The organism is Chryseobacterium sp. SIMBA_029, from assembly GCF_046535275.1.
GTDB lineage: Bacteria > Bacteroidota > Bacteroidia > Flavobacteriales > Weeksellaceae > Chryseobacterium.
In genome coordinates this window covers 1-271 of record NZ_JAWRXA010000335.1, presented here as the reverse complement: position 1 = coordinate 271, position 271 = coordinate 1, and the positions used below count along the sequence as shown (strand labels likewise).

Genomic DNA, 271 nt, shown 5'->3' with positions numbered 1-271 from the left:
ATAGGAACCATCGACGGGAAGTCGTACGGTTCCAGTCCCGCTTCCACAACCGCATCAAGGTAACCAGACGCAAGCATGGCGTAGTTGTAGCAGTCACCGCCGAACCGGCGCGCTTTCGCGCGGCAGGTCAGTGCATCAAATACTGCCCGCTCTTCGCCGGCGAACATGTCGGGCGACGTGGCGCACACGGTCGCATCCGCCAGGCTCACACACTGCCGGGTACGGCATGTCGTTCCGTCATGCGCCAGGCAACTGGCGGGTGTGCCAGTCC

At 63.1% G+C, this 271-nt stretch carries 1 pseudogene; it reads right to left on the bottom strand.

The annotated features are described in order from the left end of the window. Window positions 1-209 (bottom strand): annotated as a pseudogene (locus SB679_RS24360) (hypothetical protein); the annotation flags it as partial. Window positions 210-271 lie beyond the last annotated feature (62 nt).